Genomic DNA, 382 nt, shown 5'->3' with positions numbered 1-382 from the left:
GCCTTCTACCAGGCCAGCGGCGCCTACGGCTTTCGCGACCAGTTGCAGGACGGCATGGCGCTCGCCTTCGCGCGGCCGGAAGAGACGCGGCGGCACCTGCTGCGCGCCGCGGGCCGCCAGTTCGTGGAGGGCGACGTGCAGCACTGGTGGCTCCCGCACTCCGGCCAGGGCGTGCGCACGCGCATCTCGGACGACCGCGTCTGGCTGGCCTTCGCCGCGGCCAGCTACGTCGCCGTCTCGGGCGATGCGGCGGTGCTGGACGAATCCATCGCTTTCCTGGAAGGGCCCGCACTGCAGGAGGGCGAACACGACGCCTTCTTCCAGCCCATGCAAGCCAGCGCATCGGCGACGCTGTTCGAGCACTGCGCCCGCGCCCTGGACC

At 72.0% G+C, this 382-nt stretch carries 1 protein-coding gene; it reads left to right on the top strand.

Features of this window, described 5'->3' with window-relative positions:
- Positions 1-382 (top strand): GH36-type glycosyl hydrolase domain-containing protein (locus FJV41_RS57755; RefSeq protein WP_141649716.1); only part of this gene is annotated, 382 nt, incomplete at both ends.

The sequence above is a fragment of the Myxococcus llanfairpwllgwyngyllgogerychwyrndrobwllllantysiliogogogochensis genome, assembly GCF_006636215.1.
In the GTDB taxonomy this organism is placed as follows: domain Bacteria; phylum Myxococcota; class Myxococcia; order Myxococcales; family Myxococcaceae; genus Myxococcus; species Myxococcus llanfairpwllgwyngyllgogerychwyrndrobwllllantysiliogogogochensis.
This window is presented reverse-complemented; position numbering and strand designations above follow the sequence as displayed.